Source organism: Methylobacterium sp. V23 (assembly GCF_002917135.1).
Taxonomy (GTDB): domain Bacteria; phylum Pseudomonadota; class Alphaproteobacteria; order Rhizobiales; family Beijerinckiaceae; genus Methylobacterium.
The window spans coordinates 132,722-158,860 of the sequence record NZ_PDHT01000005.1; the positions used below are offsets into that span (position 1 = coordinate 132,722).

General features: G+C 69.4%; 19 protein-coding genes. 7 read left to right on the plus strand and 12 right to left on the minus strand.

Annotated features, from left to right (window positions below; translation table 11 throughout):
* Positions 1 to 66: 66 nt before the first annotated feature.
* The 9 genes from CRT23_RS07285 to CRT23_RS07325 form a co-directional block, all read right to left on the minus strand.
* A complete protein-coding gene (locus tag CRT23_RS07285) occupies positions 67 to 2,214 on the minus strand; it encodes a sodium-translocating pyrophosphatase (RefSeq protein ID WP_103709164.1) in 2,148 nt (715 codons plus the stop codon).
* 338 nt (positions 2,215 to 2,552) lie between these two features.
* Entirely contained in the window at positions 2,553 to 3,542 is a 990-nt protein-coding gene (gene thiL, locus CRT23_RS07290; protein WP_103709165.1) for a thiamine-phosphate kinase, read from the minus strand.
* Between the two features lie 5 nt (positions 3,543 to 3,547).
* The gene (gene nusB / locus CRT23_RS07295; protein WP_055953722.1) at positions 3,548 to 4,024 is read right to left on the minus strand and encodes a transcription antitermination factor NusB; all 477 of its coding nucleotides are present in this window, start codon (positions 4,022 to 4,024) and stop codon (positions 3,548 to 3,550) included.
* 23 nt (positions 4,025 to 4,047) lie between these two features.
* Entirely contained in the window at positions 4,048 to 4,554 is a 507-nt protein-coding gene (gene ribH, locus CRT23_RS07300) for a 6,7-dimethyl-8-ribityllumazine synthase (protein WP_056213889.1), read from the minus strand.
* A 202-nt stretch (positions 4,555 to 4,756) separates the two neighbouring features.
* The gene (locus CRT23_RS07305; RefSeq protein ID WP_103709166.1) at positions 4,757 to 5,401 is read right to left on the minus strand and encodes a riboflavin synthase; all 645 of its coding nucleotides are present in this window, start codon (positions 5,399 to 5,401) and stop codon (positions 4,757 to 4,759) included.
* Between the two features lies 1 nt (position 5,402).
* Entirely contained in the window at positions 5,403 to 6,491 is a 1,089-nt protein-coding gene (gene ribD, locus CRT23_RS07310; RefSeq protein WP_103709218.1) for a bifunctional diaminohydroxyphosphoribosylaminopyrimidine deaminase/5-amino-6-(5-phosphoribosylamino)uracil reductase RibD, read from the minus strand.
* Between the two features lie 110 nt (positions 6,492 to 6,601).
* Positions 6,602 to 7,177 (minus strand): transcriptional regulator NrdR, encoded by a 576-nt coding sequence (nrdR, locus tag CRT23_RS07315; RefSeq protein WP_245436026.1) that lies wholly within the window; start codon positions 7,175 to 7,177, stop codon positions 6,602 to 6,604.
* A gap of 134 nt (positions 7,178 to 7,311) precedes the next feature.
* Complete coding sequence (gene glyA / locus CRT23_RS07320) at positions 7,312 to 8,616, minus strand: serine hydroxymethyltransferase (RefSeq protein WP_055952431.1); 1,305 nt, start codon at positions 8,614 to 8,616, stop codon at positions 7,312 to 7,314.
* A 329-nt stretch (positions 8,617 to 8,945) separates the two neighbouring features.
* On the minus strand, positions 8,946 to 10,244 hold the full coding sequence (locus tag CRT23_RS07325; protein WP_055952428.1) for a L,D-transpeptidase family protein: 1,299 nt from the start codon (positions 10,242 to 10,244) through the stop codon (positions 8,946 to 8,948).
* 332 nt (positions 10,245 to 10,576) lie between these two features.
* On the opposite strand from CRT23_RS07325, the gene CRT23_RS07330 reads away from it, so the two are divergent.
* The 4 genes from CRT23_RS07330 (at position 10,577) to CRT23_RS07345 (ending at position 15,360) form a co-directional block, all read left to right on the plus strand.
* Positions 10,577 to 10,900, plus strand: coding sequence for a hypothetical protein (locus tag CRT23_RS07330; protein ID WP_245436028.1), 324 nt, complete (start codon positions 10,577 to 10,579; stop codon positions 10,898 to 10,900).
* A gap of 42 nt (positions 10,901 to 10,942) precedes the next feature.
* Complete coding sequence (locus CRT23_RS07335; RefSeq protein WP_103709168.1) at positions 10,943 to 11,932, plus strand: DUF1775 domain-containing protein; 990 nt, start codon at positions 10,943 to 10,945, stop codon at positions 11,930 to 11,932.
* A gap of 223 nt (positions 11,933 to 12,155) precedes the next feature.
* Positions 12,156 to 14,318 (plus strand): TonB-dependent receptor, encoded by a 2,163-nt coding sequence (locus CRT23_RS07340; protein ID WP_103709169.1) that lies wholly within the window; start codon positions 12,156 to 12,158, stop codon positions 14,316 to 14,318.
* Between the two features lie 61 nt (positions 14,319 to 14,379).
* Positions 14,380 to 15,360, plus strand: coding sequence for a hypothetical protein (locus CRT23_RS07345; RefSeq protein WP_103709170.1), 981 nt, complete (start codon positions 14,380 to 14,382; stop codon positions 15,358 to 15,360).
* A gap of 72 nt (positions 15,361 to 15,432) precedes the next feature.
* Here CRT23_RS07345 and CRT23_RS07350 read toward each other — a convergent pair whose 3' ends face one another.
* Complete coding sequence (locus CRT23_RS07350; RefSeq protein WP_103709171.1) at positions 15,433 to 17,865, minus strand: penicillin-binding protein 1A; 2,433 nt, start codon at positions 17,863 to 17,865, stop codon at positions 15,433 to 15,435.
* A gap of 235 nt (positions 17,866 to 18,100) precedes the next feature.
* Positions 18,101 to 19,384 (minus strand): N-acetylmuramoyl-L-alanine amidase, encoded by a 1,284-nt coding sequence (locus CRT23_RS07355; RefSeq protein WP_103709172.1) that lies wholly within the window; start codon positions 19,382 to 19,384, stop codon positions 18,101 to 18,103.
* A 795-nt stretch (positions 19,385 to 20,179) separates the two neighbouring features.
* On the opposite strand from CRT23_RS07355, the gene CRT23_RS07360 reads away from it, so the two are divergent.
* Positions 20,180 to 23,287, plus strand: coding sequence for a ribonuclease E/G (locus CRT23_RS07360; RefSeq protein WP_103709173.1), 3,108 nt, complete (start codon positions 20,180 to 20,182; stop codon positions 23,285 to 23,287).
* Positions 23,288 to 23,345: 58 nt separating this feature from the next.
* Here the strand turns inward: CRT23_RS07360 and CRT23_RS07365 are convergent, their stop codons facing one another.
* Positions 23,346 to 24,524: an aminotransferase class I/II-fold pyridoxal phosphate-dependent enzyme gene (locus tag CRT23_RS07365; protein ID WP_103709174.1), complete on the minus strand. Its 1,179-nt coding sequence runs from the start codon at positions 24,522 to 24,524 to the stop codon at positions 23,346 to 23,348.
* 164 nt (positions 24,525 to 24,688) lie between these two features.
* Between CRT23_RS07365 and CRT23_RS07370 the strand changes: the two genes are divergently transcribed.
* Positions 24,689 to 25,522 (plus strand): DsbA family protein, encoded by an 834-nt coding sequence (locus CRT23_RS07370; protein WP_103709175.1) that lies wholly within the window; start codon positions 24,689 to 24,691, stop codon positions 25,520 to 25,522.
* A gap of 126 nt (positions 25,523 to 25,648) precedes the next feature.
* Positions 25,649 to 26,134, plus strand: coding sequence for an acetyl-CoA carboxylase biotin carboxyl carrier protein (gene accB, locus CRT23_RS07375; RefSeq protein WP_103709219.1), 486 nt, complete (start codon positions 25,649 to 25,651; stop codon positions 26,132 to 26,134).
* Positions 26,135 to 26,139 lie beyond the last annotated feature (5 nt).

Consider the following 26,139-nt stretch of genomic DNA (forward strand, 5'->3'; position numbering starts at 1 on the left):
CCTGCCGCGGCCCGCGCGACCTGCCGCGACCCCCGATGGCCCGAGGCCGCCGGGGGTCGTTCGCGTTCAGCTGTGCGCCAGCACGGCCAGAAGCAGCAGGGCGATGATGTTGGTAATCTTGATCGCCGGGTTCACGGCGGGGCCGGCCGTGTCCTTGTAGGGGTCGCCGACGGTGTCGCCGGTCACCGCCGCCTTATGGGCCTCCGAGCCCTTGCCGCCGTGATGCCCGTCCTCGATGTACTTCTTGGCGTTGTCCCAGGCGCCGCCGCCCGAGGTCATCGAGACCGCGACGTACAGGCCGGTGAGGATGACGCCGAGGAGCATCGCCCCCACCGTGGCGAAGGCCTGGCTCTTGCCGGCGATCGCCTGGATCACGAAAAACAGCACGATCGGCGACAGCACCGGCAGCAGCGACGGCACGATCATCTCCTTGATCGCCGCCCGAGTGAGCATGTCGACGGCGCGGCCGTAATCCGGCCGGTCGGTCCCCTGCATGATGCCGGGCTTCTCCCGGAATTGCCGGCGGACCTCCTCCACCACGGCGCCGGCCGCGCGGCCGACCGCGGTCATCGCCATGCCGCCGAACAGGAACGGGATCAGGCCGCCCAGCAGCAGGCCGACGACGACGTAGGGGTTGGAGAGCGAGAAATCGACCGTCACGCCCTGGAAGAAGCGGTACTGGGTCGGGCTCGCATTGGCGATGAAGTAGTTCAGGTCGGAGGTGTAGGCGGCGAAGAGCACCAGGGCACCGAGGCCGGCCGAGCCGATGGCGTAGCCCTTGGTCACGGCCTTGGTGGTGTTGCCGACCGCGTCGAGAGCATCGGTGGACTTGCGCACGTCCGGTGGCAGGCCCGCCATCTCGGCGATGCCGCCGGCATTGTCGGTCACCGGCCCGAACGCATCGAGGGCCACGATGAAGCCGGCGAGCGCCAGCATGGCGGTGACCGCGATGGCGATGCCGAAGAGCCCGGCCAGCGAGTAGGTGCTGATGATGCCCGCGACGATGACGAGCGCGGGTAGCGCGGTGGATTCAAGCGAGATGGCCAGGCCCTGGATCACGTTGGTGCCGTGGCCGGTAACGGAGGCGTCCGCGATGGACTTCACCGGCCGGAAGTTGGTGCCGGTGTAGTATTCGGTGATGACGACGATCAGCGCCGTGATGACGAGGCCGATCACGGCGCAGCCGAGGAGGCCGCCGGAGGTGAAGGTGACGCCCGCATTCGTGGTGAAGGCAGTGCCGAAGCCGCCGAACAGGGCGTAGTTCACGCCCGCGATGGCCACGATCGACAGGGCGCCGGCGGTGACCAGGCCCTTGTAGAGCGCGCCCATGATCGACTGGTTGGCGCCGAGCCGCACCGCGTAGGTGCCGGCGATCGAGGTGAGGATGCACGAGGAGCCGATGGCCAGCGGATAGAGCAGCATCGCCTCGAGGACGTTGCGTCCGGCGACGTCGGTCTGGCCGGAGAAGAAGATCGCCGCGAGCACCATGGTGGCGACCACGGTCACCGCGTAGGTCTCGAACAGGTCCGCCGCCATGCCGGCGCAGTCACCGACGTTGTCGCCGACATTGTCCGCGATGGTGGCGGGGTTGCGCGGATCGTCCTCCGGGATCCCGGCCTCGACCTTGCCGACGAGATCGCCGCCGACATCGGCACCCTTGGTGAAGATGCCGCCGCCGAGCCGGGCGAAGATCGAGATCAGCGAGGCACCGAAGCCCAAAGCCACCAGGGCGTCGATGACGTCGCGGCTGGCGGGCGACAGGCCGGCGACGCGGGTGAGATAGCCGTAGTAGAGCGCCACCCCGAGGAGCGCGAGGCCGGCCACGAACATGCCGGTGACGGCGCCCGACTTGAAGGCGACGTCGAGGCCGCCGCCGAGGGACGTGGAGGCCGCCTGCGCGGTGCGGACATTGGCGCGCACGGAGACGTTCATGCCGATGAAGCCGGCCGCCCCCGACAGGACGGCGCCGATCAGGAAGCCGATCCCCACTTTCAGCCCGAGGAAGTAGGCGAGGGCCACGAACAGCACGAGCCCGACGATCGCGATGGTGGCGTATTGGCGCCGGAGATAGGCCTGCGCACCCTCGGCGATCGCCCCCGCGATCTCCTGCATGCGCTGGGTGCCGGCGTCCCGCTTCATCACGTCGTTGATCGTGAGGATGCCATAGGCGACGGCGCACAGCCCGCCCAGGATGATAAGCAACAAAGCTGTCATTCGACCGTCCTTGATTGGCGATGCCCGTGCGGGTCTGTCGTGGCGTTGTTGGACTTCGTGGCCGTGGTTTCCGTGCGTGCGCAGCGCTTCGTGCGTGCGAAGGTCATCGTTCGCGCCAGCGTCTCCGCTGCGCGTCATGTTGCTGTTGTTGTGCATCTCCTCCCAAGGAATGCCTGCTCTGAGTGCCAAACTTCACCGGCGCTGGCAAATGCTGCTTAGCTTTTTCAGGCGCGAATAATTGTGCGTCGCAGCATTCGCGGCGATCGGCATCAGTTCTCGCGGGAGTAGCAGTCCGCTCGCGACCGTCGGGACCGGCGCCGCGCGGAGGAGCCGGCGTCTCAGAAGTGGCTGAAGGAGCCGGTTCCGAGCGCGCGCGGCGTGCCGTCGGCGTCGTGGAAGACCGGCGCCGCGGAATCGGCCGTGACCGTGCCGATGCAGGTCAGGGGCGTTCCGGCGGCGGCGGCTGCCGCCAGGCAGGCGTCCAGGTTCCCGGGTGCGACGGCGCAGAGGATCTCGTAATCATCGCCGCCCGTCACGATCGGGGTCAGGAGGGCCGGCTCCCGTGCCAGGGCCCTCGCGGCGGCCGGCGAGAGCGGGACGCGGGCGAGTTCGATCCGTGCGGAGCGCCCCTTCCCCTTCAGCATCTTGGTCAGATCACCGGCGAGACCGTCCGAAACATCCATCGCGGCCCGGGCGTAGCGGCGCAGGACCGTCGCGAGGCCGATGCGTGGGCGGGGATGCCAGTAGCGATCGATGAGCGCGTCGCGATCCGCCGCGCCGAGTGCGCCCGCCCAGGCCGGCGCATCGGGTCGGCGCAGGATCAGGCCCAGGGCCGCATCCCCGATGGTGCCGCTGACGCAGATCAGGTCACCGACCCGCGCCGTCCCGCGCCGGACGATCCCACCCGCCGGGACTTCGCCGATCGCCGTCACACCGATGAGCGCCGGGCCGGCGGCCCGCACGGTATCGCCGCCGAGGAGGTCGAGGCCGAAGACCGCGAGGCCATCGGCGAGGCCGGCCGCGAAGGCGGCCAGCCAGGCCTCGGTCCAATCATCGGGCAGGGCCAGGGTCAGCAGGATGCCGCGCGGACGTGCGCCCTTGGCGGCGAGGTCCGAGACGTTGACGCCGAGGGCCTTGCGCGCGATCGAACCCGGTGGATCGTCGGGAAAGTAGTGCACCCCGGCCACGATAGCGTCGGCCGTCAGCACGAGGTCGCAGCCGGGACTGGGCGACAGGGTGGCGGCGTCGTCGCGCAGGCCGTCCGCACCGGGGCCGGCCAGGGGCGCGAAGTAGCGTGCGATCAGCCCGTCCTCGTCGGGCCGAGCCACGGGGCTCAGGCCCGGCCGGAGGCCGGCAGGCCGGCGAATTCGTTGCCGCGCACGTCCCGGGCCACCTTGTCGAGGACGCCGTTGACCATGCCGGGCTCGTCGCCGCCGTAGAAGCTGTGGGCGACGTCGACATATTCGGAGATGACGACCCGGGCCGGCACGTCGCGGCGCGACATGAGCTCGTAGGCACCCGCCCGCAGGATGGCACGCAGCACCGCCTCGATGCGCTTGAGCGGCCAGCCCGCGGCCAGTGCCCCGTCCAGGATCGGATCGATGGCGCGCTGCTCATCGACGACACCGCGCAGCAGGTCGCGGAAGAAGGCGATCTCGGCGGCGGGATGCTCGATGCCGTCGACCTCGCGGCCGATCCAGAAGGTCTCGAACTCGGCGAGCGCCTCGATTACGCCCTTGCCCGAGATCTCCATGTCGTAGAGCGCCTGCACGACGGAGAGGCGCGCGCCGCTGCGTTCGGCGGTCTTCATCCCGGGGTCGTTGGCCATGATGCTCAATCCTCTCCGACCGACGCCGCCGACGCGTCGCGCTTCAGCGACAGCACCGCGAGCGCGGCCTCGGCGGCACCGCCGCCCTTGTTCAGTTCGGCGACCCGGGCGCGGGCCTGGGCCTGCGCTTCCGTCTCCACCGTCAGGATGCCGTTGCCCAGCGGCAGGCGCAGGGTGACGGACAGGTCCATCAGGGCCCGCGCGCTCTCGCCCGCGACGATGTCGTAATGCCCGGTCTCGCCGCGGATGACGCAGCCGAGCGCCACGACGGCGTCGTAGGGCTGGCCGGCGCGGGCCGCGGCCTCGACCAGGATCGCGATGGCGGCGGGAATCTCCAGGGCGCCCGGCACGGTCACCACCGTCGCCACGGCTTCGGCTGCCGCCAGGGCGCCCTCCGCACCGGCCAGGAGCTCGTCCGCGAGATCTTCGTAGTAGCGGGCCTCGACCACGAGGACGCGCGCGCCCTTGACGTTGGCGGGAGCGGTGCGGGAAGCGTAGGCGAGCGATACCATCGAGGGGCCTTCACGGGACACGGTCGGCGGACGGCAGAGCGGCCGGGACCGGGCGCGCCCGCCGGGACCCCGGGGGATCCGTCGGCGCGCAAGGCTCGACCGGCCGGACGTGTCCTGCGCCCGCAGGCGCGAGCGATAGACCCTGGGCGCCGCGGCGACAAGCACGGCCCCCGCGAATCGGGGCTCCGGGCCGCGGCTGCGTTCAGGCCTCGACCGCGGCCCGGCTCTCGGACAGGCGCGCGGCGTAGCGGGCGATGAGATCGACCTCGAGGTTGAGCCCGTCCCCGGCCCGCCGCTCGCCCCAGGTGGTCACCGCCAGGGTGTGCGGGATGAGGAGCACCGAGAACAGGTCGCCATCCACCGTGTTCACCGTCAGCGAGGTGCCATCGAGGCAGACAGAGCCCTTCTCGGCGATGAAGCGTGCGAGCGGAGCCGGGGCCCGCAGCGTGAACCGGTCCGAGGGGGCCCATTGCGGATCCCCCGCGCCGCCCGTGACGGGATCGCGGGACACGAGTTCGGCGAGGCCGTCGACGTGGCCGGTGACGAGGTGCCCGCCGAGCTCGTCGCCGATCTTCAGGGAGCGCTCGAGATTCACGCGACGTCCCTCGCGCCAGGTCCCCACATGGGTCCGGGCCAGCGTCTCGGCCGCGGCATCGACGGCGAAGATGCAGCCCTCCGCCGTCGGCTCGACCGCGACCGCCGTGAGGCAGGGACCCGAGCAGGCGATGGAGGCGCCCAGCGCGATCGTGGCCGGATCGTAGTGTGAGCGGATGCGGATGCGGCGCAGGCGATCGTCGCCGGCGACCGACACGACCTCTCCGACATCCGTGACGAGACCGGTGAACATCTCAGGCGCTCCGCTCGTAGGTGACGGCCCGGTCGGGACCGAACAACCGGGATTCGACAATCCCGAGATGGTGTTCGTCGAGCCGATTCTGAAGCACCGGGCCGATGGCCGGCAGGCCGCCGGTGTCACCGAGCCGCCCCGGGCCGGTGATGAGGGTGAAGACGTCGACGAGGTCGGCGCCCGCCAGAGCATCGGCGAGGTGCGGGCCGCCTTCGCAGCAGAGCCGCGTCACGCCCCGCTCGGCCAGCGCCCGCAGGGCGGCGTGCAGGTCGACCTGTCCCGCGCCGTCGGCATCGACGCCGATCACCTCGACGCCGAAGGACGCCAGCATGCGCTTGGCGTGGACCGGCGCGCGACGCGTGGTGAGGATCAGGGTCTCCACGTCGCGGGCGCTGCGCACGAGCGTGGTGGAGGGCAGCAGGCGCAGGCTCGAATCCAGCACGACGCGCAGGGGCGAGCGATCCGATAGGCCGGGCAGCCGGACCGTGAGGGAGGGATCATCGGCCCGCGCAGTGCCGATGCCGACCAGGATCGCATCCGCGTGCGCCCGCCAGAGATGCACGGCGCCGTCGGCGATGGGCCCGGTGATCCGCAGGCGCTCGGCGGGTGCGCCTGCAAAACCATCCTGGGTCTGGGCGAGCTTGAGGTGCAGGCTCGGCCGACCCCGCGTCACGCGGGTGACGTGCCCGCGATGATCGCGGGCGGCCTCTTGCGCCAGGACGCCCGTGGTCACCGCGATGCCGGCGGCGGCCAGGAGGCTGTGGCCGCGTCCGGCGACCCGCGGATCGGGATCTTCCAGGGCCGTGACGACGCGGGCGATGCCGGCCGCCACGATGGCGTCGGTGCAGGGCGGGGTACGGCCGTGGTGGGAGCACGGCTCGAGGCTGACGTAGAGCGTTGCGCCGCGGGCCGCCTCCCCCGCCATGGCGAGGGCGGTCGGCTCCGCGTGCGGGCGTCCGCCGGGGGCCGTCGTGCCCTGCCCGACGATCCGCTCCGCGCCGGGCGGACCCGCCACGACCACGGCGCCGACGGATGGGTTCGGCCAGGTGCGTCCGAGATTGCGGTGCCCGAGGGCGAGCGCGAGGCGCATGTAGCGGCGGTCGGTCTCGCCCCGGCCCAGGGTCTCCACCCCGGCGGTCTCCATCCCGACGGTCTTCATCCCGACGGTCTTCACGCCGACGGTCTCCATGCCTTCGTCCCTCACGCCCGCGACTTCGGCTGGCGCTTCGGCCGGAGCGGCGTGACCGTCGCGGACAGCTCCTCGGCCGAGCCTTCGGTCGCGGTTCCGCCCTCCCCGCGCGGCGCCCCCGTGCCCGTCGCGGCGACCGGATCGGACAGGGTCCCGAGCAACGCCTTGAAGTCGCTGGCCTCGCGGAAATTCTTGTAGACCGAAGCGAAGCGCACGTAGGCGACGTCATCGAGCCCCTTCAGGCCCTCCATCACGAGTTCGCCGATGGCCTCGCTGCCGATCTCGGCCTCGCCGCTGCTCTCCAGCTGCCGGGTGATGCCGCTGACGAGGCGCTCGATCCGCTCGGGGTCCACCGGGCGCTTGCGCAGGGCGACCCCGATCGAGCGCTGGAGCTTGTCGCGGTCGAAGGGCACGCGCTTGCCCGAGCGCTTCAGCACGGTGAGTTCCCGCAGCTGCACGCGCTCGAAGGTGGTGAAGCGCCCGCCGCAATCCGGGCAGACCCGGCGCCGGCGGATCGCCGCCGCGTCGTCGCTCGGCCGCGAATCCTTCACCTGGGTGTCGGGACCGCCGCAATAGGGACACCGCATCGGACGGACACCTGGGAAGAGGGAGCGTTGGAAAAGGCAACGGCCGCGGACCCGATGGTCCGCGGCCGTTGCATGGCATGGTGGGGGGCGCCGGTTCAAGCGTCCCCGAGCGCCCGTGGGCGGGGCGTTGCGCCTCAGCCGTAGATCGGGAACCGGTCGGTCAGGGCGTGCACCCGCTGCTTCACGCTCGCCTCGACCGCGGCATCGCCCTCATCGCCCTTGGCCACGAGGCCATCGAGAACCTCGACGATGAGGCTGCCGATCTGCTTGAATTCGGCAACGCCGAAGCCGCGCGAGGTGCCGGCCGGGGTGCCGAGGCGGATGCCCGAGGTGATGGTGGGCTTCTGCGTGTCGAACGGCACGCCGTTCTTGTTGCAGGTGATGTCGGCGCGGCTGAGGGCCGCTTCCGCCGCCTTGCCGGTCAAGCCCTTGCTGGTGAGGTCGACCAGCATGAGGTGGTTGTCGGTGCCGCCCGAGGTGATGTTGTAGCCGCTCGTCATCAGGGTGTCGGCCAGCGCCTTGGCGTTCTCGATCACCTGCTTGGCGTAGATCTTGAACTCGGGCTTGAGCGCCTCGCCGAAGGCCACGGCCTTGCCGGCGATGACGTGCATGAGCGGGCCGCCCTGGATGCCGGGGAAGATCGCCGAGTTGAACTTCTTGGCCAGCGCCTCGTCGTTCGTCAGGATCATGCCGCCGCGCGGGCCGCGCAGGGTCTTGTGGGTCGTCGTGGTCACGACGTGGGCATGCGGGAACGGCGACGGATGCACGCCGGCCGCGATCAGGCCCGCGAAGTGGGCCGCGTCGACGAAGAAGTAGGCGCCGACGGCGTCGGCGATCTCACGGAACTTGGCGAAGTCCCAGTGGCGCGGGTAGCCGGAGCCGCCGGCGATGATCACCTTGGGCTTGTGCTCGTGGGCGAGGGCCTCGACCTGCTCCATGTCGATGCGCTGGTCGTCACGGCGCACGGTGTAGGAGACCGGCTTGAACCACTTGCCGGAGACGTTCGGGGGGGCGCCGTGGGTGAGGTGGCCGCCGGCCGCGAGGTCGAGGCCGAGGAAGGTGTCGCCCGGCTGCATCAGGGCCAGGAACACGCCCTGGTTCGCCTGGCTGCCGGAGTTCGGCTGCACGTTGGCGAAGCCGCAGTTGAACAGGCGCTTGGCGCGATCGATGGCCAGGTTCTCGGCGATGTCGACGAACTGGCAGCCGCCGTAGTAGCGACGGCCCGGATAGCCCTCGGCGTACTTGTTCGTCAGCACCGAGCCCTGCGCCTCGAGAACCGCGCGCGAGACGATGTTCTCGGAGGCGATCAGCTCGATCTCGTGCTGCTGGCGGCCGAGTTCCTGGGCCACCGCCTGGGCGATCTCCGGATCCGCGTCCGCGAGGGGAGCAGCGAAGAAGGTGTTGGAGAAGTGCTTGTCGGCAGCAGTACCGGCGCTCATGGAAAGCCTCGATTGTTGAACGGGCGGACGCACCCGTAATCCGCTGGCGTTGGCGGGCGGGCGTTCGAAGGCTGGATTACTACACGCGACGAGTTCCGAGGCCAAGCACAGGCATTTTTTTGCGTGTGCTCAAAAAAATTCAGCACAGAGCGCGGCACGCTGAGTCGACGCGACAACAACCCGTGTCGTGGCGTCGCATACACGAGGCAAAAAGGCCCGCACGACGCAACACAGCCCGCAGAATGCAAGGAGACCCGCAGAATGCAAGGAGGCCCGCACCTGGGGGTGCGGGCCTCGAGCGTCAGCGGGTGCGAAACCGGTGAGGAAACTCAGTTCTCCTCGTCGCCCGGCTCGAAGCTCTGGACCTGCTCGGCGCTGGCGACCGGGGTCGGGGCCGAGAGGGTCGAGGGCACGTTCACGCCGTCACGCTTGTAGATGTCGTCGCGGAACTGGACGAGGCCGTCCGGGGTCGACCAGGCGGTGATGTACGTCCAGTAGACCGGCACCGGGGTCGACAGGGTGGCGTCGACGCGCTTGCCGCTCTCGATGGCCTGCTCGACCTGCTCGCGGCCCCAGCCGGGCGTGTCCTTGAGAAGCCAGGTGATGTACTCGCGCACGTTCTGCACGCGGACGCAGCCCGAGGAGATGAAGCGGAAGTCGTCGCCGAACACGCCCTTGGTGTTCGTGTCGTGCATGAACACGCCGTAGGGATTCGGAATGTTGATGCGCACGATGCCCATCGAGTTGAAGTCGGCGCCCGAATCCTGGCGGTAGCGGTAGCGCGTGCCCTCGTCCGAGTTCCAGTTCACCGAAGCCGGCGAGATCTCGGTCTCACCCGAGAAGATGCGGATCTTGTTCTCGGTGAGGTAGGTCGGGTCCTTCTGCATCTTGGGGATGAGGTCCTTCTTCACGATGGAAGCCGGGACCGTCCAGAAGGGATTGAAATTGATCTGCGTCGCCTTGGTGTTCATGATCGGCGACTGGCGGTCGATCTTGCCGACGCCGGCAGCGTGCAGGGTCACGACCTGGCCGTTCTCCACCGTCTGAACCAGGGCGGCGGGGATGTTGGTGATGACGAAGCGGTTGCCGAGGTTGCCGGCATAGGAGCGCAGGCGAACCACGTTGATCTCGAGCTGGTGCAGGCGCACGTCCGCCGGCACGTTCATGGCCTGCTGGGTGGTGAGGCTCATGGCGCCGGTCTGGCTCAGCCCGTGCCGGGCCTGGAAGCGCTTCACGCCCGCCGCCACGTAGGAATCATAGACGCCCGAACCGCCGGAGGCCGGGTCGAGATCGCCCGTGACGATCAGGCGCTGGCGCAGAGCGGCCACGGCCGGCCCCTTGGCGCCGACGCGCAGGCGATCCGCGCCCGAGACCGGCTTCCAGCCTCCGCGATTGACGATGTCCCGGTAGCGCTCGATCATCTGCTCCGTCGCCGCCACGGTCTGGGGCGACAGGATCGGGGTCGAGGAGCGCTGCACCTGCATGGCGGCGGGCGAGGCGTAGTCCTGCGCCCACTCGGCCTGGGCGAAGCCGCCGGCCTCGCGCGCCGTCGCCGACTGGCCGATGACGGCCGCCGATGCGAGCAGCGCGAAGCCGAGCGCGCGAGTGTGGAAAGCCTGATTCAGCATCGGACGTGAACTCTGATCTGATTTACGAAGTGACGTGCGGTGTCGTCGGTCCCGGCGATGCGCGCCGAGGTCTTGGAACACCCCCTGTCACGACCGTGTCGGGGTACGGTTAAGAACTCATGGGGACCCGGCCACATTGTGGCACGGCACGGCTTATCCCCGTGATCCCCGGACACATCCTCTCGACTGCGGCTCGTGTGCCACAGCACTGTGTCGCACCGTGTAATCGGCGTGGCGAAACGATGGCCGATGGCGTAAGCCGAACGACGATGACGCTTCCGGCGAAACAGGCTGGCCACGGAGGGTGGGCCCCGCTGCGCGCGATCACTGCGGTGGTCGCGCTCTATGCGTTCGTTCTCCACGCCGTCCTCAGTGGACTCGTTCCCCTGCCCGTCTCCGCGGCGCACGGCATCCTCTGCCTTGGGCCGATCGACGAGTCTGGTCCCAGCGCGCCCGATTCGACCCACGCCCATCACCAGCCCTGCTGCACCGTGGCCGGGTCGATGCTGCACGCGGCATTGCCGGAGGTATCGGCCCGCACCATCGTCTGGCCGGTCCACGCGACGCACCGGGTCGCCTGGCAGCGCGAGGCGTCCGTCTCCGCACGCGGACCGCCGGGCACGATTCCCCATCCTCGAGGTCCACCCGCCGTCTGATTCGATCGCCGATTCCCGATCCCATCAGACCTGGACCTTTCGATGAACCGCATCCCCCGGGCCGAGCTCTTCGCAGGCCTTCTCCTCACCCTGTCCGCCACCGCCTCCCTCGCGCACGCCACCCTGGAGCGCAAGGAAGCGAGTCCGAATGCCGGTTACCGCGGCGTCGTGCAGATCACCCATGGCTGCGACGGCCAGCCGACAAACCGCGTCAGCGTCACCATTCCGGAGGGCGTGATCGGTGCCAAGCCGATGCCGAAGCCCGGCTGGACCGTGACGACCGAGAAGGGCCCCTACGCCCGGGCCTATCCGTATTACCACGGGGATATCCGCGAGGGCGTGAAGACCATCACCTGGACCGGCGGCAGCCTGCCCGACGATCAGGTCGACGAGTTCACCTTCCTGGCGCGGGTCAGCGACGCCTTCACACCCGGCAGCACGGTCTACTTCCCCGTCGAGCAGGACTGCACCGCGGGGCAGTACCGCTGGCGCGAGATCCCGGCCGCGGGGCAGGATGCCCATGCACTGAAGTCCCCCGCCCCCGGCGTCCGCATCGTGGCCGCGGCTTCCAGCCCGGCCCGGGCCGAGGCATCGAGCGTGAAGGCCGGCGATCTCAGCATCGAGACGCCGTGGATGCGCGCGACGCCCGGCGGCGCCAAGGTGGCGGGCGGCTATATCCGCGTCACCAACACCGGGAGCCAGGCCGACCGCCTCGTCGGCGCCTCGATCCCCCTGGCGGGACGTGCCTCGATCCACTCCATGACCATGGAGGGCGGCGTGATGAAGATGGCTCCCGTCGAGGGTGGCCTCGTGATCAAGCCGGGCGAGACGGTGGAGCTGAAGCCCGGCGGCCTGCACCTCATGTTCGAGGATCTCGCGAGTGGCCCCAAGGCCGGCGAGACAGTCCCGGGTACGTTGCGCTTCGAGCGGGCCGGCACCGTGCCCGTCAGCTTCAGCGTGGCGCCGATCGGCGCCATGAAGCCGGGTGCACCCGCGGCCGCCGCAACGGCACCGGGTCCTCACGAGCACTGACGTCGCGGATTCCCGGATCCCGGGATATCCAGGGCCGGGCTGATTCCGCTGACGGCGACCGGACCGACGCCGAGCCGCGTCCGTCGTCAGACCGTCCCAAGCCGCACGATTCGCCGCGCACGCTTCCGCGCGGCGTCCCCCACCCCACCCTTCTCCCATCGGGATCATGCCCGGCCCCTTCGCGCAAAGGCGAAGCGCGGGCCCATGGTCCGGAGCCTGTCCCATGCCCGCTCCCCAAAGTGTGTCTACCTCCCCCGATGTGTCCGCACGCCCTGCGCCTCGGCGCGAGGGCTGCGCCCTCGCCCTCCTGGGGGGCGCCTCGCTCCTGACCCTCGCCGTCTGCGTGACACCGGCCGCCGCCGAGGAGACGGCCGCCGCGACCTTGTCCGAACTCAGTATCGAGGGGGCCTCGGCCGGCTCCCTCACGGTGCCGAGCGTTGCGGCGCAGCTCGCCGCGGTGAACGCCACCGTCGGCTCCGTCGCGTTCGTCGATGCCAAGGACTTCCAGGACCGCTACGCCAATACGCTGCGCGACACCCTCAAGGACGTGCCCGGCGTCTACGTGCAGGAGCGCTACGGCCAGGAGCTCCGACTGTCGGTGCGCGGCTCGGGCATCGCGCGCGGCTTCCACCTGCGCGGCCTCGAGTTGCTTCAGGACGGCATCCCCCTGAACCTCGCGGACGGCAGCGGCGACTTCTACCAGGTCGATCCCCTGGGGCTGCGCTCGATCGAGGTCTACAAGGGCGGCAACGCCCTGACGTTCGGGGCGACGACCCTGGGCGGGGCGATCAACGTCGTCACGCCCACGGCCCAGACCGCCTTCGCGCCGAATATCCTGCGCATCGACGGCGGCGCCTTCAACACGATCCGCGAGAACTTCCAGGTCTCGCGGATCGCCGGCCCGGTCGACCTCCTGGTCAACGGTACGATCACCAATTCCGACGGCTATCGGGACCACGAGACCCAGCGGACGCAGAACTTCAACGCCAATCTCGGCTACCAGCTCGCGCCGGGCGTCGAGACCCGTTTCTATGCCGGCATCTACCTGACCGACCAGAAGCTCCCCGGTACGCTCAGCCTCTTCAATGCCCTGAACAATCCGACGCTCGCCAACCCGTCGGCGATTTCCGGCAACCAGTCCCGGAAAGTCGAGACCGAGCGGATCGCCAACCGCACCTCGTTCCTGCTCGATGTCGGCAAGCTCGACATCGACACCTGGGCGATTCACAAGTCGCTCTACCATCCGATCTTCCAGGTCATCGACCAGGACGGCTGGACCTACGGGATCGCCCCACACTGGGCCGGGACCTTCGATATCGCCGGCTATCGCAACGACCTGATCGTCGGCCTGCGCGCCTTCGCGGGCCAGAACTCGGCGCTCCAGTTCGTCAACGTCGCCGGCCAGCGCGGCGCCCAGACGCTGCGCGCGGTGCAGAGTGCCTCGAACTACGAAGCCTATGGCGAGAACCGGTTCTGGTTCCTGCCGGACGTCGCGCTGATGGCGGGCGCCAAGGCATTCTCCGCGAACCGGACCTACAGCAACAAGGGCGGCTTCTCGGGCACCAATGCGTTCCCGTCCTCGGCCAACGAGACCTATGCGGGCATCAACCCCAAGGTCGGCCTGCTCTGGCAACCCCTGCCGGACCTGCAGGTTTTCGGCGATATCACCGGCTCGCGCGACGTGCCGGATTTCTCCGACCTCGTGCAGCAGAACACCCTGAACACGACCTTCGTACCGCTGCGGGCCCAGCGCGCCGTGACCTACGAGGCGGGAACCCGCGGCCGGATCGACCGGCTTTCCTGGGATGTGACCCTCTATCGCTCGGAGATCCGCGACGAACTCATCAACTTCTCGATCAATCCTGGCCTCAACATCCCTGCCGCGACCTTTAACGCGCCCCGAACCCGCCACCAGGGTGTCGAAGCTGCCGTCTCCCTCGACCTTGCCCGCGACCTAGTCGGATCCGGCGACAACGTCGTGGTCTCGCAGATCTGGACCCACAACGACTTCCGCTTCATCGCCGACCCGGTCTTCGGCGACAATCAGATCGCCGGCATCCCCTGCGACGTGCTGCGCACCGTCCTGACCTATCGCAACCGCGAGGGCTTTCATGTCAGCCCTTCCGTGGATTGGGTGCCTCAGGGTGCCTTCGCCGACCATGCCAACAGCCTGAAGGTGCCGGGCTATGCCCTGCTCAACATCCAGGCTGGGTACGACTTCCACAACGGCGTCTCGGTCTTCGTCGATGCCCGAAACCTCACCGACGCCCGCTACGTCTCGGACATCTCCGTCGTCACCGACGCCCGGACCGTCGCGGGCGGCGCGGCGGCGTTCTATCCGGGCGTCGGCCGCAGCATCTTCGGCGGCCTCCGCGCCGGGTTCTGATCGGGGAAGCGGGCCGCCGGATGAGGGTGCGCCTTTCCTGCGCGCCCGCTAGAAGCGCGCGATGACTGAGGGTTTCCCCAATGCATGCCCCTCCGGCGTGCCGGCACCGGAGCAGCACCCGGATGTGCATGTCGGCCGAGACGGCACGCTCTTCCTGACCGGCGGCACCAATTCCGTGCTGCGCCAGTATCGCGATCCGGGGCTGCCCCGTGCCACCCTCTGGCGCTGGCGCCGCATCCTGGAGGCGCGGGTGCGGCGCTGTGCCGGTCTCGGCACCCGCTACGCCCACGTGGTGGCGCCGGAGAAGCTCACGATCGACCCGCAGGCCTGCGAGGCGCTCGCCCTCGATCCCGCGCGTGCGCCGGTCCTGCGCCTGGAGCGCTGGCTCCGTCTCTCGCCGGCCCGGCGCCACTGGATCGACCTGGTACGGCCGTTCCGAGCCCGCGTCGCCGAGGTGCCGCTCTATTGCAGGACCGACAGCCACTGGACCTTCGCCGGGTATCTCCTTGCCTACGGTGAGATCTGCCGGCATCTCGGCCTCGCCCCGCGCCAGGATATCCTCCAGCGCCGGATCGGCTCACCTGCGCCCTATGCCGGCGATCTCGGCCTGAAGTTCGATCCGATCCGCAGCGAGACGGTGGACTCGTGCCTGTTCGAGACCGCGGCGCGGCGCATCCATGCCAACAGCCTCGTGACGGCGTTCGAGGCCGAGGGCCGGGGCCAGGCGGCCCATATCGGCGCCCACGTGATCTACCGAAACGACTCGTCCGAGGCCGACCCGCGCCGGCTGGTGTTGTTCGCCGATTCCTACGGCCACCACACGTCGACCCCGCATACGGGCAGCCTGACGCCGCTCCTCGCCGACACCTTTCGCGAAGTTCACGTCCTGTGGTCGACGAGCATCGACTGGGGCTACCTCGCGCGGGTGAAGCCGGATTTCGTGGTCTCGGAGATCGCCGAGCGCTTCATGATCGAGCTGCCCCAGACCGGCTTCAACATCGAGAAGCTCGCGGATCTCGCCCTGGCGCGTAAAGCGGGCTGAAACGACGAACGCCCCGGAGATGTCTCCGGGGCGCGATGTCGATCGATGGCGGTTCGCGAAGGGTGTGCAGGCCTAGTAGAGCCCGCCGGCCTGGGCGGCGCGATCTGCGTCCGGCGGAACCGCGGCCGGGGCGCCGGAGGACTGTGCCGGGGCGGCGACATAGGCGTCGGGCGGGGCGGTGCCGGGCTTGAAGGCTTCGAGGATGGTACCACCACCCTCGCCCGAGCCGGCGCGCATGCCCGAGGCGGCCGAGACGCGGATCAGCTTGATGCCCGGGGGCACGCGGAACGGCGTCGGCGGCTTGTCCTTGAGGGCCTGCTTCAGGAAGTCGAGGGCGATGGGGGCTGCGAGACCGCCGCCGGTGGCCCGATCGCCCAGGGAGCGCGGCTTGTCGAAGCCGAGATAGACGCCCACCGCAAGGTCCGGCGAGAAGCCGACGAACCAGGCATCCTTCGCGTCGTTCGTCGTCCCGGTCTTGCCGGCGAGCGGCTTGCCGACCTGCTTGAGGATGGTGGCGGTGCCGCGCTGGACCACGCCTTCCATGATCGAGACCATCTGGTAGGCGGTCAGCGGGTCGAGGACCTGCTCGGAATCGTCCACCAGCTTGGGCTCGTCCTGGCCCGACCACTTGTCCGCGTCGCAGCCGAGGCATTTGCGGGTGTCATGCTTGTAGATGGTCTCGCCGACGCGATCCTGGATGCGGTCGATGAGGGTCGGGCGGATGCGCCGACCACCATTGGCGAGCATCGAGTAGGCGGTGACCATGCGCATGACGGTGGTCTCGCCGGCACCGAGCGACATCGGCAGCACGGGGAGCATATCGTCGTAGACACCGAAGCGGCGGGCGTATTCGGCGATCAGCGGCATGCCGACATCCTTGGCCAGCCGAACCGTCATCAGGTTCTTCGAGTGCTCGATGCCGTAGCGCAGCGTGTGCGGGCCGCCCGACTTGCCGTCGTAGTTCGAGGGCGTCCAGGCCTCCTGTCCGGGGCCCGCCTCGATGGTGATCGGCGAATCCTGCACGATGGAGGACGGGGTGTAGCCGTTGTCCAGGGCCGCCGAGTAGACGATCGGCTTGAAGGACGAGCCGGGCTGGCGCATCGCCTGGGTGGCCCGGTTGAACTGGCTCTCGTCATAGGAGAAGCCGCCCACCATCGCGTGTACGCGACCGGTATAGGGGTCCATCGCCACGATGGCCCCGGAGACCTCGGGCCGCTGGCGCAGGCGGTACTGGTTGCGGCTCGTATCCGTCGCCTCGACGTAGACGACGTCGCCGGCATTGAGCGCCGCGGCGGGTGAGCGTCCGGTCCAGCGGGTGCCCTCGGCCGTGATCGCCCCGGTCTCGCGGTCCTTCGAGACCTGCCCCGAGGCTTCGCGGCGCGGCTGCAGCCCGATCTGGGCGGAGCCGCCATTGGTGTTCAGCACCACGGCAAGCCGCCATGGCGCGACGTCGCCGAGACCGGGCACTTCGGCCACGGCGAGGCCCCAGTCGCGACCGACGAGATCGACTTTGGCCTGCGCGCCGCGCCAGCCGTGCGACTGGTCGTAGCGAACCAGGCCGTCCACCAGGGCCTTGCGGGCCCAGGACTGCATCTTCGGATCCAGGGTGGCGCGGACCGAGAGGCCGCCCTCGTAGAGCTTCTTCTCGCCGTAGCGCTCGGCGATCTCCCGCCGGACCTCTTCCGTGAAGTAGTTCGCGTTGGCCGCGTTCGCGAACGCGACGCGCGGATTGACGCCGAGGGGCATCTTGCGGGCCGCCTCGGCCTCTTCCTTGGTGATGTACCCGTTCTGGGCCATCAGGCCGATGATCTCGTTGCGCCGATCAAGCGCCTTCTGGGTCTGACGATAGGGGTGGTAGTTATTCGGCCCCTTCGGCAGGGCGGCGAGGTAGGCCGCCTCGTTGATCGTCAGTTCGTGAACCGACTTGCCGAAATAATCGAGCGCCGCCGCCGCGACGCCGTGCAGGTTGCGCCCCGGCACGATCGTCCCGAGGAAGATTTCGTTCAGGTAAAGTTCGAGGATCTTGTCCTTCGAGTAGGCGGCCTCGATCCGGAAGGCGATCAGCGCCTCCTTGGCCTTGCGCTCGAAGGTCTGCTCCGGGGACAGGAGGAAGTTCTTGGCGACCTGCTGGGTGATGGTCGAGGCGCCCTGCTTCTTGCCGCTCTTGAAGTTCGTCAGCGCGGCGCGCACCAGACCCTCGGGATCGACGCCGCCGTGCTTGTAGAAGTTCTTGTCCTCGGCCGAGAGGAAGGCCGCGACGACGATCTTCGGCATGGCCTGGATCGGCAGGTAAAGCCGTCGCTCGCTGGCGTACTCGGCCAGCAGCGAGCCGTCCGCTGCATGGACTCGGCTCATCACGGGCGGCTCGTAATTGGCGAGCGCGGCGTGATCCGGCAGGTCCTGGCTGAATTTCCAGTAGAAGAACGCGGCCGCCGCGGCGGCGATCACGAAGACCATCGCGCCGACGCTGAACAGGAAGCCGAAGAAACGAAGGATGAAGCGCATCCGGGTCCCGTCCGTCGATGATCCACCGCCGCCGGCCGGCCGCGACAGCACCCGCCATGATGGCGCGTGCCTCTTCGGACCGTGTCCCATTCCGAAATGCAAGAGTCCCGCCGCGTGAAATGCGGTCGAGCCCACGATGTCGGCGGCGTTCGCTCAAGCGCGCCGCGATCAATCCTGCCGAGACCATCGGCATCGGTGTGACCGGAGCGCTGTGAGCCCCGGTTTCACACGCATTCTATGGTGAAACTGGGGCGATTGCGGCCGAGCGACGGGGCGGCTGCGGACGGGTCAGCGACGTCCGGCTGCCGAAGAACGCATCGATCGCCTTGGCCATGCCCCCGGTCACCTCGGCGCGCCAACCCTCCGATTGCAGCAGGTCGAGATCGTGCTTGCTGGACAGGTAGCCGAGTTCCACCAGCACCGAGGGAACGTCGGGCGAGCGAAGAACCTGGAAGCCGGCCTCGCGGTGGGGCTTGGCGCTCATTTCCATGACCGGACCGAGATGGGTCATCAACCGCTTGGCGAACCCCGACGAGAACGTCCGGGTCTCGCGCAGGGTGAGTTCCTGCAGGATGTCGGCGACATGGCCGGGGCCCTCGTTCGATTCGGTGCCAGCCGCCGCGTCGGCGCGGTTCTCGCGCTCGGCGAGCTTGGCCGATTCGGCGTCGGTGGCCTTCTCGGAGCCCGTGTAGATGGTGGCACCGCGCACCTGGGGCGCCGACGAGATCGAGTCCGCATGGATCGAGACGAAGAGGTCGGCCTTCGCCTCGCGGGCGAGGCGGACGCGCTCCGAGAGCGGCACGAAGACGTCACGATCCCGAGTCATCCGCACCCGATAGCGGCCGCTGGATTCGAGGCGGGTCACCAGCGCCTGGGCGAAGCCGAATACGATGTCCTTCTCGAAGACGCCGGTGGCCGCGATAGCGCCGGGATCGGTGCCGCCGTGGCCTGCATCGACCATGATCAGGGGGCGGGCGTCCGTCGGTTCCGGGAGGGTCGCGACCTTGCGCTGGGCCGGTGCCGGATCGCTCGCCACCGAGGCGCGGCGGAAGCCTTCACGATCGCTGCGCTGGAACTCGATGCTGAGCAGCACGGCGCCGTCGCGCGGTCGCGTCACGGTCTCGATTCGGCCGACCGTCGCCGGCTGGGCGAGGTCGACGACGATGCGCGATCGTCCCGGGGCGAAGAGCCCGTAGCGGAAGGAGGCGACCACGCCGTCGCGCTTCCGGCCGGTTTCCGGTCCGAGCTGGAAATTCACTTCCGCCAGATCGATGACCGCCCGATCGGGACGCTCCATCACGAAAGCCTTCGCCTCGATGGCCTTCGAGAGGGTCAGGGTCAGCTTCGTGGTGCCGCTGCTCGTCGCGAGGTCCGCCGCGATGGCAACGGCGGCCTGGGAGGCGGTGCCATGAGCCTTGTCGGTGTCCTGTGCCCAAGCGCCGATCCCGACGAACGGGCTCGCTCCGGCGCAGGCCAGCGCGAGAAGGACGGAGCGGAGAAGGCGGGCGCGTCTCGGCATCGTTCCGGCTATCATCCCCGTGAGCACGGTCACGCCCCGGGGGAGCGTGTCCGCGAGCGGGCTACGGCGTCCGCCAGCCTCTACGGGATACCGACGGGATGGTTAACCGTTCCTCAAAGGCCGCGCTCCACTTCGCCGCCGCTTGTGTCCCGCGGGCGACAGCGCCCGTCGCGGCCGGCGCCGGGGGCGATCCCCGGGCCGAGGTCTCGTGTGGGCATGTCAGGTCGCGGCGGCCGATCAAAGATTAAGGACCTTGCCAAAACGTCGCGACGCTCTGTAATGATACGGTCCCCTTCCCGGTGCCGTGCGGTTTGCTCCGCGGCCCGCGGGCGCGGTTCGGCATTGCGTCGAGTCGCCTTCGCAGTCGGTTTCCCGCGTCAGACATGGCGGCATAGCAAGGCCGGGTGGGAGTCGGTTCATTCGGTGGCCTTTTCGGCCGCCGCACCGTTCTGCACATGCCGGCCTGTCCTCGGATGGGCCCAGACAGTCTTCGCGAGGTCAGGGAGAGAATGAGCGGACACACAGCATCGGTTGCCGTTGCTCGTGTTCAACGCCTGCGCGTTTCGCGTGGTGGCGCCTTCTCGTCGACCCTGGCCAGGATCAACCCCACGCGCGCCGAGATCCGGCGCCCAACGGCGGTTGGCGGCAATCCCTTCCCCACAGCTTCCGCGACCCCCTTCCCCGGGTCGTCACGGGCACCGACCCGCTGGGCCATAGCGCCCGGACCGGTCGGTGCCCCATCGGGACCGCGCGGTTCGAGGAGAACGACGTCGACCGCCATGTCGAAAGTTCGTCATGGCCAACAACAACAAGATGCTCATCGACGCGATGCACCCGGAGGAGACCCGGGTCGTCACGGTTCACGGGTCTAGAGTCGAGGAATTCGACTTCGAGGCCGCCAACAGGCGCCAGCTTCGCGGCAATATCTATCTCGCCAAGGTGACTCGCGTGGAGCCCTCGCTCCAGGCCGCCTTCATCGAGTACGGCGGCAACCGCCACGGCTTCCTCGCCTTCAGCGAGATCCACCCGGACTACTACCAGATCCCCCTCGCGGACCGTCAGGCCCTGCTCGAGGACGAGGCCCGCGAGGCCGAGGAGCACCGGGAGCGCGAGGAGCGCAAGCCCCGCCGCCGCTCGCGTGGCCGTCGCGATGGGACCTCCGCCAAGAAGGCCCGGACGTCCGAGACCGTGACGTCCGAGGACGTCGGCGCACCGACGCCCGGCGAGGCGCACGACGCCGCGTTCTCCACCGGTGAGACCTCCTTCGACGCGACCTCGTTCGACGCCACCTCGTCCAACGATCCGGCGATCGGCGTCGCCGACGCGCTGCTCGAGGGCGGCCTCGGAAACGCGTCGCCGGCGATCCTGCCCGGCAGCGACGAATCCGCCGATCTGCCGCAGGCCGCCCTGGCGAGCGGCGAGACCTCCGAGGGTGCCGAGCCGTCCGCGCCGGAAGGCCAGTCCCGCGACGAGGCCGGTCCCGTCGGCGCGACCGCCGAGGCACCGGTCGAGCCGGCTGCCGAGCTGGCGCTGGAAGCCGCGCCCATGGGCGAAGCTGTCGCCTCCCAGGATGACGCACCCGGCACCGAGACCACGTCCGAGGACGAGTCCGAGGAGGACGATGCGGACGAGAGCGACGAGGATTCGGAGGACGACGATTCGGACGACGAGTCCGAGGAGGACGACGACGATTCCGACGAGGATGACGAGGAAGACGACGAGGAGAGCGAGGGCGAGGACGGCGAGCGGCCGCAGAAGATCGCTCAGGTCGGCGGCGATGCCCTGGCCGAGATCCCGGAGCGCCCGCGCACCTATCGTCGCCATTACAAGATCCAAGAGGTCATCAAGCGCCGCCAGATCATCTTGGTGCAGGTCGTCAAGGAAGAGCGCGGCACCAAGGGCGCGGCGCTGACCACCTACCTGTCCCTGGCCGGGCGCTACTCGGTGCTGATGCCGAACACCGGCCGTGGCGGCGGTATCTCCCGCAAGATCACCTCGGCTGCCGATCGCAAGCGCCTGAAGGAAGTCGCCCAGGACCTCGAGGTGCCGGAAGGCATGGGCGTCATCCTGCGCACGGCCGGTGCCTCGCGCACCAAGCCCGAGATCAAGCGCGACTTCGAGTACCTGATGCGCCTGTGGGAGAGCGTGCGCGAGCTGACGCTGTCTTCCTCCGCGCCGGCCCTGGTCTACGAGGAAGGCTCGCTCATCAAGCGCGCCATCCGCGACCTCTACAACAAGGACATCGACGACATTCTGGTGGCGGGCGATGAGGCCTACCGCGAGGCCCGCGACTTCATGCGCATGCTGATGCCGGGCCAGTCGAAGGTCGTGCAGCCCTACCGGGACTCGACGCCGATCTTCGCGCGCTACGGGGTCGAGCAGCAACTCGACGCGATGTTCTCCACCCACGTCACCCTGAAATCGGGCGGCTACCTCGTCATCAACCCGACCGAAGCCCTCGTCTCCATCGACGTCAACTCGGGGCGCTCCACCCGCGAGCATGACATCGAGGACACCGCCCTGCGCACCAACCTGGAGGCGGCCGAGGAGGTCGCCCGCCAGCTGCGCTTGCGCGATCTTGCCGGCCTCGTCGTGATCGACTTCATCGACATGGAGGAGAAGCGCAACAATCGCGCCGTCGAGAAGAAGCTCAACGAGTGCCTGAAGAACGACCGCGCCCGCATTCAGGTCGGCCGGATCTCGCCCTTCGGCCTCCTGGAGATGAGCCGCCAGCGCATCCGCACCGGCATGCTGGAGAGCTCGTCCCTGCCCTGCACCCATTGCGGTGGCTCGGGCTACGTGCGCGCGACCTCGTCGGTGGCGCTGCAGATCCTGCGGGCGATCGAGGAGTCGCTCCTCAAGAGCACGACCCACAACCTCATCCTGCGCACCCGCACGGAGGTGGCGCTCTACATTCTGAACCAGAAGCGGGCGCACCTGCGCGAGCTCGAAGTCCGCTTCGGCGTGTCGCTGACCATCGCCGCCGACGAGCGCCTCGCCGCCACCTCCGCCTTCCAGCTGGACCGCGGCGAGCCCGCGGTCCGTGCCGAGGGGCCGGTGACGGGCGTGCGCGCCGTGGCGATCAACTCGGCCCTGGAGCCCGAGGAGGATTTCGACCCGGAAGTCGAGGAGGAGACCGTCGAGGCGGAGGCCGAGACCGAGGAATCCGAGGCCGGGGCTTCTGCCGAGGAGACGCGTGAGAAGGCCGCCGATGGCGGCGAGGGCCGCGGTGGACGTCGCCGTCGTCGTCGTCGTCGGGGTGGTCGCCAGGACGCAGGCGAGCAGACCGGGGGCGAGTCGGCTTCGGAGGGCGACGAGGACGGCGAGGGCGACGGCGAGGAGTCCGAGGACATCGCCGCGCAGGCCGAGGGCGACGAGACGGTGGCATCCGCTGAGATCCCCGCTTCCGGCGACGAGGATGGCAGCGGCCGCCGGCGTCGTCGGGGTCGCCGCGGCGGCCGAGGTCGTGACCGCGACGGTCGCGGACGCGACGGCGAGGGGGCTGGCCAGGAGGCCGGCGGCCATGGGTCGGAGCATCAGGACCATGCCCACCAGAGCGGTAGTGAGCCGTCCATGGACGATCGGCCGGTCGCTTCGGTCGAGGGCGACGAAGGGGCCGCCGACGCCCCATCCGCGTTCCTCGGCGGCGAGGAGCCGGTGAGTGCCGCGGCTGTGTCCGAGGCGGTGTCGCCCGCGGCAACCGAGACTGCTGCGCCGGTCGCCCTGGAAGCGCCGGTGGCGATGGAGCCGCAGGCCGAAGCCCCTCGGACGATGGAGCCGGCGCCTGCGCCGAAGCCGGTGCCTGAGCCGGTGGCGGTGGTGCTCACGCCTCCGTCCGATCCGGATCGTCCCAAGCGGGCCGGCTGGTGGTCCCGGACCAAGGCGGCCCTGACGGGCGAGTGATCGTCCGCAACGGATGAATGCGAGCGGGGTGGGTGTCGAGCCCACCCCGTTTCGCGTTTCAGCGCAGCCAAGCCTTGAGGCGCCGCACCGCATCGACGCAATCGGCGTTCGAGCCGGCGAACGAGAAGCGGACGTGGTGGCCGCCTTCCTGCCCGTCGAAATCGAGACCCGGCGTCGCGGCGACCCCCGCCTCGTCGAGCATGCGGCGGCAGAATGCGACCGAGTCATTGGTGAGGTTCGCAACGTCGGCGTAGAGGTAGAAGGCGCCGTCGGCCGGATGCGTCCGGCCGAGGCCTAGCCCCGGGAAGGCGTCGAGGAGCAGCGCTCGGTTGGCGGCGTAGCCCGCGCGCACCGCCTCGACCTCCTCCACGGCGTCGAAGGCCGCCAGCGCTGCGACTTGCGAGAGATAGGGCGCCGAGATGTAGAGGTTCTGTGCCAGTCGCTCGACGGGTCGCGCGAGCCAGTCCGGCACCACCATCCAGCCGATGCGCCAGCCGGTCATGCACCAGGTCTTCGAGAACGAGTTGATGACGATCGCCTCGTCGTCGTAGCGCAGGGCCGTCTCGGTCGGCACGCCGTAGGCGAGCCCGTGATAAATCTCGTCGGAGATGAAGCGCAGGTTGAGCTCGCGGGCCGTGGCACAGAGGTCGGCGAGGCGTGCCGGCTCGATCACGGTGCCGGAAGGGTTGGCCGGGCTCATCACCAGGATGCCGGATAAGCCCTCCCGCTCGTGCAGCGCCCGCAGGGCGGCGCCGGTGGGGGCGAAGCGGTCCGCGTCCTGCAGCACCAGGGGCGCCGGGACGAGGTCGAGGGCATTGAGCAGGCTGCGATAGGCCGGGTAGCCCGGTTGCGGAACCGCGACGCGGGCGCCGGCATCGAACAGGCCGAGGAAGGCGAGGACGAAACCGGCCGAAGAGCCGGTCGTCACGACGATCCGGCTCGGGGAGACCGTGACCCCGTAGGTCTCGGCATAGTGGCGCGCGATGCGCTCGCGCAGGGCCGGCAGTCCGAGAGCCTGGGTGTAGGGCAACGCGCCGGTCGCCAGGGCGGCCTGTGCGGCCGCGATCACCGCGCGCGGGGCCGGCGCCGAGGGCTGGCCGACCTCCATGTGCACGACGCCCTCCCCGCGCGCCTCGCGGGCGGCGGCGGCCGACATCACGTCCATGGCGAGGAACGGGGCGACGCGAGCGGCGCGTTCGGAGGGCTGGTTCGGGGAGAGGATCAGGGGCTGGCTCATCGACGTCGTCATAGCGGCTGCGCCCCGCCAGGACCAAACCTGCCATTCGGTGATTGACCGCCCGCCGCGAAAACGCCTAACCCGACCGCTAACCGCATGTCGCATCGACGACATGACCCCCGATGGCCGGCCTACGTCTGACCGGTCCCGCCCCGCGAGGACGTATGCCCCCCTTCCGTTCCCTGCTCTCCGCCAAGATCTTGGCCAGCACGATTTTGGCCAGCACGATCTTGGCCGGCTCGATCCTGGCCGGTACCCCCGGCGCGGCGGTGGCGCAGACCACCCCCAGCCAGCCCGCCCCGGCCGCCGCCTTCACCGATGCGCAGCGCCAGGCGATCGAGGGGATCATCAAGGACTACCTCGTGAAGAACCCCGAGGTTCTGCAGGAGGCGATCGCCGAGGGCGAGCGCCGCCAGCAGGAGACGCAGAAGCTGGCGCAGTCGGCGGCCCTGAAGGAATCCCGCGAGGCTCTGGTCAACTCGCCCCACGGCGTCGTCGCGGGCAATCCCACGGGCGACGTCACCCTGGTCGAGTTCTTCGACTACAATTGCGGGTATTGCCGCAAGGCACTCTCCGACATCCAGGCCCTGATCAAGGGAGACCCGAAGCTGCGCGTCGTCCTCAAGGACTTCCCCGTGCTGGGCGCCGAGTCCCTGGAGGCCAGCAAGATCGCGCTCGCGGCCAAGCAGCAGCTCAAGAGCGACAAGATCTTCGAATTCCACACCAAGCTCTTGGAATCCAAGGGCCGGGTGAACGGCGAACGCGCCGTGGCCGTGGCGAAGGAGATGGGCCTCGACGTGACCCGGCTGATGAAGGACGCGCAGGGCCCCGAGGTGAAGGCCGCCCTGTCCGAGAATGTCGGCCTCGGCGACAAGCTCGGCCTGTCGGGCACGCCCGCCTTCATCATCGGCGACGAGATCATTCCCGGCGCGGTCGGCCTCGAGCCGATCCGCAAGACCATCAGCGACGTGCGCCAGTGCGGCCACGCCAGCTGCTGAGCCGTCGACGTCCCGAACCGAGTCGTCGATGCCGGGCGCGCTTCGCTCGGCCTTGGCATCCGCCAGCGACCCGAACCGCACTCACCGCCTGACCTGAAGACGACCGAGCCGATGCCCAAGGAGCCGATGTCCAAGAACGACCCCTTCGATCCGGAGCTCGTCCGCGAGCTCGCCAAGCTCATCAACGAGACCGATCTCAGCGAGATCGAGGTCGAGAAGGGGGATCTGCGCATCCGCGTCGCCCGCCGCATCGAGGCGGTTCAGGTGCAGGTCGCGGCTCCCGCGCTGGCTCCGGCGCCCGCGATGGCTGCCGTCGCCCCTCCGATGCCGCTGGCGGGTCCCGGGGGCGGCCTCGACCGCAAGGCCGGTGCGGGCCATCCCGGATCGGTCCCCTCCCCCATGGTGGGCACCGCGTATCGCCGGCCCTCGCCCGAGGCGAAGCTGTTCGTCGATATCGGCTCGAAGGTCGAGGCGGGTGACAAGCTCCTGCTCATCGAGGCGATGAAGACGTTCAACGAGATCGTCGCACCCCGCGCCGGTACCGTCACCGCCGTCTTCGTCGAGGACGGCCAGCCGGTCGAGTTCGGCGAACCCCTCCTCGTCATCGAGTGAGCAGC

What these genes read in the sequence shown, in the direction of transcription:
- CRT23_RS07340 (WP_103709169.1), top strand. Translation starts at nt 12,156, where the DNA reads ATGCCCGCTCCCCAAAGTGTGTCTACCTCCCCCGATGTGTCCGCACGC.
- CRT23_RS07350 (WP_103709171.1), bottom strand. Translation starts at nt 17,865, where the DNA reads ATGCGCTTCATCCTTCGTTTCTTCGGCTTCCTGTTCAGCGTCGGCGCG.
- ribD (WP_103709218.1), bottom strand. Translation starts at nt 6,491, where the DNA reads ATGCGCCTCGCGCTCGCCCTCGGGCACCGCAATCTCGGACGCACCTGG.
- CRT23_RS07335 (WP_103709168.1), top strand. Translation starts at nt 10,943, where the DNA reads ATGAACCGCATCCCCCGGGCCGAGCTCTTCGCAGGCCTTCTCCTCACC.
- nusB (WP_055953722.1), bottom strand. Translation starts at nt 4,024, where the DNA reads ATGAAGACCGCCGAACGCAGCGGCGCGCGCCTCTCCGTCGTGCAGGCG.
- glyA (WP_055952431.1), bottom strand. Translation starts at nt 8,616, where the DNA reads ATGAGCGCCGGTACTGCTGCCGACAAGCACTTCTCCAACACCTTCTTC.
- ribH (WP_056213889.1), bottom strand. Translation starts at nt 4,554, where the DNA reads ATGGTATCGCTCGCCTACGCTTCCCGCACCGCTCCCGCCAACGTCAAG.
- CRT23_RS07370 (WP_103709175.1), top strand. Translation starts at nt 24,689, where the DNA reads ATGCCCCCCTTCCGTTCCCTGCTCTCCGCCAAGATCTTGGCCAGCACG.
- CRT23_RS07365 (WP_103709174.1), bottom strand. Translation starts at nt 24,524, where the DNA reads ATGAGCCAGCCCCTGATCCTCTCCCCGAACCAGCCCTCCGAACGCGCC.
- CRT23_RS07345 (WP_103709170.1), top strand. Translation starts at nt 14,380, where the DNA reads ATGACTGAGGGTTTCCCCAATGCATGCCCCTCCGGCGTGCCGGCACCG.
- CRT23_RS07305 (WP_103709166.1), bottom strand. Translation starts at nt 5,401, where the DNA reads ATGTTCACCGGTCTCGTCACGGATGTCGGAGAGGTCGTGTCGGTCGCC.
- accB (WP_103709219.1), top strand. Translation starts at nt 25,649, where the DNA reads ATGTCCAAGAACGACCCCTTCGATCCGGAGCTCGTCCGCGAGCTCGCC.
- CRT23_RS07360 (WP_103709173.1), top strand. Translation starts at nt 20,180, where the DNA reads ATGGCCAACAACAACAAGATGCTCATCGACGCGATGCACCCGGAGGAG.
- nrdR (WP_245436026.1), bottom strand. Translation starts at nt 7,177, where the DNA reads ATGCGGTGTCCCTATTGCGGCGGTCCCGACACCCAGGTGAAGGATTCG.
- CRT23_RS07355 (WP_103709172.1), bottom strand. Translation starts at nt 19,384, where the DNA reads ATGCCGAGACGCGCCCGCCTTCTCCGCTCCGTCCTTCTCGCGCTGGCC.
- CRT23_RS07285 (WP_103709164.1), bottom strand. Translation starts at nt 2,214, where the DNA reads ATGACAGCTTTGTTGCTTATCATCCTGGGCGGGCTGTGCGCCGTCGCC.
- CRT23_RS07325 (WP_055952428.1), bottom strand. Translation starts at nt 10,244, where the DNA reads ATGCTGAATCAGGCTTTCCACACTCGCGCGCTCGGCTTCGCGCTGCTC.